This window comes from Candidatus Viridilinea mediisalina, from assembly GCF_002532535.1.
In the GTDB taxonomy this organism is placed as follows: Bacteria; Chloroflexota; Chloroflexia; order Chloroflexales; family Chloroflexaceae; genus Viridilinea; species Viridilinea mediisalina.
In genome coordinates this window covers 1-4,860 of the sequence record NZ_NQWI01000196.1, presented here as the reverse complement: position 1 = coordinate 4,860, position 4,860 = coordinate 1, and the positions used below count along the sequence as shown (strand labels likewise).

Below are 4,860 nucleotides of genomic sequence, written 5' to 3'. Positions count from 1 at the left end.
TCCTATCTCCTATCTCCTATCTCCTATCTCCTATCTCCTATCTCCTATCTCCTATCTCCTATGTCACCCACTCCCCCTGATCCCAACGCACCATCATGGCAGCTTGAGACGAGCCTTGTGCATGCGGGCGAACGGCTTGGTGCCCCTGTGGCCCAGCCGACAACAACGCCGATCTATGGCAGCACGACCTACCTCTACCCCAGTTTGGCCGAATTAGATGCCGCCTTTACCAGTGGTGAGGGCTTTCTCTATACACGCTACGGCAATCCGACGGTGGTTGCTTTAGAGACGGCCATTGCCGCAGCCGAAGCGGCCCGGGGTGCGGTTGCCTATGCTTCGGGTATGGCGGCACTCTATGCGGCCCTGCTGGCCGCAGCAACCCCCCGTGGCGAGACAGCCCCGCGTCCAGGCGTGATTCTGGCTGCCCGCGATCTCTATGGCTCGACCATGGTGCTGCTCGATGAACTCTTTGCTGGCCGTGGTGCCACAGTGGTCTATGCCGATCTGTGTGATCCGGCGGTGGCTGAGGCGGCAATAATGCAGCATCAACCCCAGGTGGTCTTGGCCGAGACGCTCTCCAACCCGCTGTTGTATGTGGCCGATGTGGCCGCTTTGGTGGGCCACTGCCGCGACGTTGGGGCGCGCTTGGTGCTTGATGCCACCCTGACAACGCCGGTCTTGCTGCGCCCCTTGAGTCTTGGGGCCGATCTGGTGGTTCACAGTGCCACCAAGTACCTCGCCGGACATGGCGATGTGGCAGGCGGTGTAGTGGCCGCCCGCAGCAGTCTGCTCCATGCCACCCTCGTGCGCCAAGCGCGCCTCTTGGGGGCCAGTCTTGGCCCCTTTGAGGCCCAGCAGATTCAGCGCGGCATGAAGACCCTGGCACTACGCATGGAGCGTCAGTGCGCCAATGCAGCCCATGTCGCCAGCTTCCTAGCCCAACACCCGGCGGTGGCTCAGGTCTACTACCCGGGCCTCGCTACCCACGCGGGCCATCACCTCGCTGCAAGTACCTATGGTGGTCACTTTGGCGCTCTGGTGAGCTGTGAGTTGCACGGTGGTGCGATAGCCGCCGCATCCTTTGTAGACGCCTTGCGCCTCTTTTTGCCCGCTACCACCTTGGGCGACATCTACAGCCTCGTGAGCGTCCCGGCCATCGCTTCGCACCGCGAACTCACCCCCGCGCAACGCGCCGAACGGGGCATTAGCCCCGCTCTTGTGCGCCTCTCGATTGGGATCGAAGCAATCGATGATCTGTTGGCTGATCTGCAACAGGCTTTGTTCCCGTTAGGGAAGGATACAGGGAATAGGGAATAGGGGGGCTACGCCCCAAACTCGCACCAGAAGGCTTAACGTCATGCATATGGCAGTTGCTTTTTGCGCTGAGGGTTGGTATACTCTATATGTTAACCAACATCATCTGCTGTGAGACCCTACCTGTATCTTCTCACTTGGTTCCACAGATAGCCTTCGTCGCTCGAAGTATGCTGTTGTTGTGTTCGCCGGAGCGAGCGCGCTGGGTTCCTGCCTGGCCACCGGTTGTTCGAGCTGTAGACGGAAGTGTCATGAGAGCTGCTCACAGCTCTCTGGGAACGTTTGGGAGAGCCTAGCTCGTCCAACATTGAGGAGTGAGAAAATGCAGGTCAAACTGTTTGTCGGAAATTTACCCTGGAGCGTAGGCGACGCCGAACTCAACGATATCTTTGCTAATCATGGCGACGTTCAGAGTGCTCGGGTAATCAGCGACCGCGACACTGGTCGTTCGCGGGGCTTTGGCTTCGTCGAGATGGAGACGAACGATCTGAATGCGCTCATTCAGGCCACCGACGGCTACGAGATCGACGGGCGCAACCTACGGGTCAACCAGGCTGAAGATAAGCCCGCATCCGGGCGCGGTGGTGGTGGGCGTGGTGGTTTTGGTGGGCGACGCGACCGCTACTAAATTATGGCTCTGGACACTAGGTTGACGTGGAGGCAGGGATGACACCCTCGCCTCCGCGCCGTTTTTTGGGTTCCCTCCTAGTGTGAATGTACCGAGCCCTCGCAACAGGAAAGGCAAAGCTATGGCGAGCCTTCGTATGGGTGCCCCCGGTGAGTTGTGGCTTGTCTTGCATGGGGCCGCAGAGAACGTCATTCTCACAACTGTGCGCCGCTGGCCCCACTGGCTACGGGTTGAGGTGGAGCGCGATCCAGCGGACAAGTCCCAGTGCGTGTCAGTCACGCTCGTTACGGGTTGTGATCAGGAGGCGACTCTGCGCGAAATTCTACGGCGCAGTTTTGGCCTCATTTTCCCCCCTGAAGGTGGCAATCGCTCCCTAGCGCTATCTCCAATAATCAAACCACAGCAACGCGGATCAAAACCGCGCCTTCGCTGAGGTGTAAGGATAAACCTATGGCTGAGTCAACGAAGCAGATTGTACGTAAGGGACGCATCTACTACATTAAGCTTGATGAGCAAGAATATCGCACCTTCATTTGGCAGGCTGGTAGTGGCTTTTGTGGACGGGTCGAGGATCATCCGCAGGCTGGGCTGTGCCGCGGTCGCACAGTGATTGCCGTGCAGGATCAGCTCTCTACGGCTCTCAAGGCTAGCTTGGCGACGGATGCTCAATCAGAGTAGGTGAGTACACCTATGCACACTGATGCAGCGCAAAGTAGACATCCTCTAGCGAAGGTTCAAGCGGCTGGGCGCGGTAGATACGTACCCCCAATGCGCTCAGTTTGGCAATAATGTCGGGAATAACGTCGCGCTCTAACCCACTCACCATGATCTGCCCATCCGCTTGCTGCGCTACGCTGAGGCCAAACTGATGTTCAAGGCATGCCAAGGTGGTCGTGCTGCAATCAGGAGCAACCTCCAGATCGAGACGCTGCGCCTGCTGCAATTCGCGGCGCAAGGCCGCAGGAGTACCCAATGCGACCACTTTACCATGCTCGAGGATCGCCACACGATCACAGATCTGTTGCGCCTCCACCAGGTTGTGGGTGCAAAGCACGACTGAACGCCCCTCTTCACGGCTTAGGCGCGTAATCAAAGCGTGAACTTGACGGATAGCCACCGGATCAAGGCCAGAGGTGGGTTCATCAAGGAAGAGCAGTTCTGGCTTGTGCAACAATGTACGGGCGAGTGCGAGGCGCTGCTGCATGCCCTTGCTATACGTGCTGACGAGATCATCAGCTCGCTCACTCAAATCAAACAGATCGAGGAGCAACGCCACCCGCTCGCTCGTCATATGTCGCGGTACGCCAAAGAGCAACGCATAGATCGACAGATTCTCGCGCCCAGTCAGTCGCCCCTCCAAGGCAGGAACTTCGGTCAATACCCCGGTGCGTTGGCGCAAGGCTGAACCTTGGGTTTGCGGATTCATACCTAATACTAGTGATGAACCAATGGTTGGATTGAGAACACCATTTAACAAGCGAATAGTTGTGGTTTTACCGGAGCCATTGTGCCCCAGGAAGCCAAAGATCTCGCCGCTATAAATGGTAAGATCAAGCTGATCCACGGCTGTCACGACACCAAAGCGGCGCGTGAGGTAGTTGGTTTCGATGACGGCATGGGTGGCCATGGAAAGAGATCCTTTTGGTAAGGAAGGGTTCAGAAAAGCAAAGATGAGAATGCGCGAGGCGAAGCGGCGAGGGTTTCACGTCATCGCATCCTCGCGTCCTCGCAAGCTTGTAAAGTAGCTACGAACCACACCTACGCTATTGTACCTTACAATGCGCCCAAAGCTCATCAGGCTTGTAGCGGATGCGACGGTCGTCACGTTGACATGTACTCCTCATACCGTAGAATGAAAACTATGAGTGAACTACCGTTGCACCGCAATACTGGCCTTGATCTCGTGCGTGCCACCGAAGCGGCGGCGCTGGCGGCGGCGCGCTGGATGGGCATGGGGCCACGGCGTGAGGCCGAACTTACCGCCGGATCCGCTATGGCTACGACGCTCAATAGCTTAGAGTTGGATGGCTATGTGGTGATTGGCGAAGAGGGGCGGCTGGGCGGCGTAGCAAGCCTACCAAGTGGCCATAGCGTTGGTACACGACGCGGCATCGCAGTGGATGTCCTCGCCGACCCAATTGATGGCCGTCGTCTTTTGGCACGCGGACGCACCGGAGCCGTCTCGGTCGCCGCCATTGCCACCCAGGGGAGCATGTGGTCGCCCCGTCCGGCGCTCTACATGGAGAAACTGGTGGTCAACCGCCATGTTGCTCCGGCACTCGTGCCAGAATGCCTCAGTGCCCCAGCGGCTTGGACCTTGGGGTTGATTGCGCGTACCACGGGCAAGCCAGTCCGCGACCTCGTGGTCTTTGTGCTTGAACGGCCCCGCCATGGCGATCTTATTGCCGAGATCCGCGCAGCGGGGGCGCGGGTGATGCTGGCAGACGACGGGGACATTGCGGGCGCGGTCTTGGCCGCATCGCCCGACGGCCCGATTGATGCGCTGATGGGCATTGGCGGGGCGGCAGAAGGACTCACGGCAGCCTGCGCGGTACGCGCCTTAGGCGGGGGCATGTTGGCCCGTCTAGCACCGCAAAGCATTGACGAGCGCGACGCAATTCTGGAAACTGGGCTCGATCCGGACCGCATCATGCGCTGTAGTGATCTCGTTGCCTCCAACCAGATCTTCTTTGTCGCCACCGGCATCACCGACGGGCCACTGCTTCAGGGGGTACGCTTCCTTGGCGACCGTGCCACCACCAATTCGCTCGTCCTCCGCAGCGAAACGCGCACCCGCCGCATCATTATTGCCGAGCATCTCTTGGAGGAGGCAGAGATATAAGGGAAGCAGAAATTGTTACGTATCCCAGCAGCCTGTCATGCTGAATAGTCCATGGGCGAGCATCGTAGTGCCGACG

General features: G+C 58.7%; 6 protein-coding genes. 5 read left to right on the top strand and 1 reads right to left on the bottom strand.

Features of this window, described 5'->3' with window-relative positions; all coding sequences use genetic code 11:
* The first annotated feature begins 60 nt into the window (after positions 1-60).
* The 4 genes from CJ255_RS21015 to CJ255_RS21000 all read left to right on the top strand — a co-directional run bounded on the left by CJ255_RS21015 (position 61) and on the right by CJ255_RS21000 (position 2,620).
* Positions 61-1,317, top strand: coding sequence for a trans-sulfuration enzyme family protein (locus CJ255_RS21015; protein WP_097646037.1), 1,257 nt, complete (start codon positions 61-63; stop codon positions 1,315-1,317).
* A 319-nt stretch (positions 1,318-1,636) separates the two neighbouring features.
* Entirely contained in the window at positions 1,637-1,942 is a 306-nt protein-coding gene (locus tag CJ255_RS21010; RefSeq protein ID WP_097646036.1) for an RNA recognition motif domain-containing protein, read from the top strand.
* Between the two features lie 121 nt (positions 1,943-2,063).
* On the top strand, positions 2,064-2,375 hold the full coding sequence (locus CJ255_RS21005; protein ID WP_097646035.1) for a hypothetical protein: 312 nt from the start codon (positions 2,064-2,066) through the stop codon (positions 2,373-2,375).
* Between the two features lie 17 nt (positions 2,376-2,392).
* Entirely contained in the window at positions 2,393-2,620 is a 228-nt protein-coding gene (locus CJ255_RS21000) for a hypothetical protein (RefSeq protein ID WP_097646034.1), read from the top strand.
* Positions 2,621-2,630: 10 nt separating this feature from the next.
* On the opposite strand, the gene CJ255_RS20995 is transcribed toward CJ255_RS21000, so the two are convergent.
* Positions 2,631-3,569, bottom strand: coding sequence for an ABC transporter ATP-binding protein (locus CJ255_RS20995; RefSeq protein ID WP_097646033.1), 939 nt, complete (start codon positions 3,567-3,569; stop codon positions 2,631-2,633).
* Positions 3,570-3,803: 234 nt separating this feature from the next.
* Between CJ255_RS20995 and glpX the strand changes: the two genes are divergently transcribed.
* On the top strand, positions 3,804-4,784 hold the full coding sequence (gene glpX / locus CJ255_RS20990; protein WP_097646032.1) for a class II fructose-bisphosphatase: 981 nt from the start codon (positions 3,804-3,806) through the stop codon (positions 4,782-4,784).
* The last annotated feature ends 76 nt before the right edge of the window (positions 4,785-4,860 follow it).

Excerpts from the sequence above, each read along its gene's own strand:
- CJ255_RS21015 (WP_097646037.1), top strand. The coding sequence starts at position 61 with ATGTCACCCACTCCCCCTGATCCCAACGCACCATCATGGCAGCTTGAG.
- CJ255_RS21010 (WP_097646036.1), top strand. The coding sequence starts at position 1,637 with ATGCAGGTCAAACTGTTTGTCGGAAATTTACCCTGGAGCGTAGGCGAC.
- CJ255_RS21005 (WP_097646035.1), top strand. The coding sequence starts at position 2,064 with ATGGCGAGCCTTCGTATGGGTGCCCCCGGTGAGTTGTGGCTTGTCTTG.
- CJ255_RS21000 (WP_097646034.1), top strand. The coding sequence starts at position 2,393 with ATGGCTGAGTCAACGAAGCAGATTGTACGTAAGGGACGCATCTACTAC.
- CJ255_RS20995 (WP_097646033.1), bottom strand. The coding sequence starts at position 3,569 with ATGGCCACCCATGCCGTCATCGAAACCAACTACCTCACGCGCCGCTTT.
- glpX (WP_097646032.1), top strand. The coding sequence starts at position 3,804 with ATGAGTGAACTACCGTTGCACCGCAATACTGGCCTTGATCTCGTGCGT.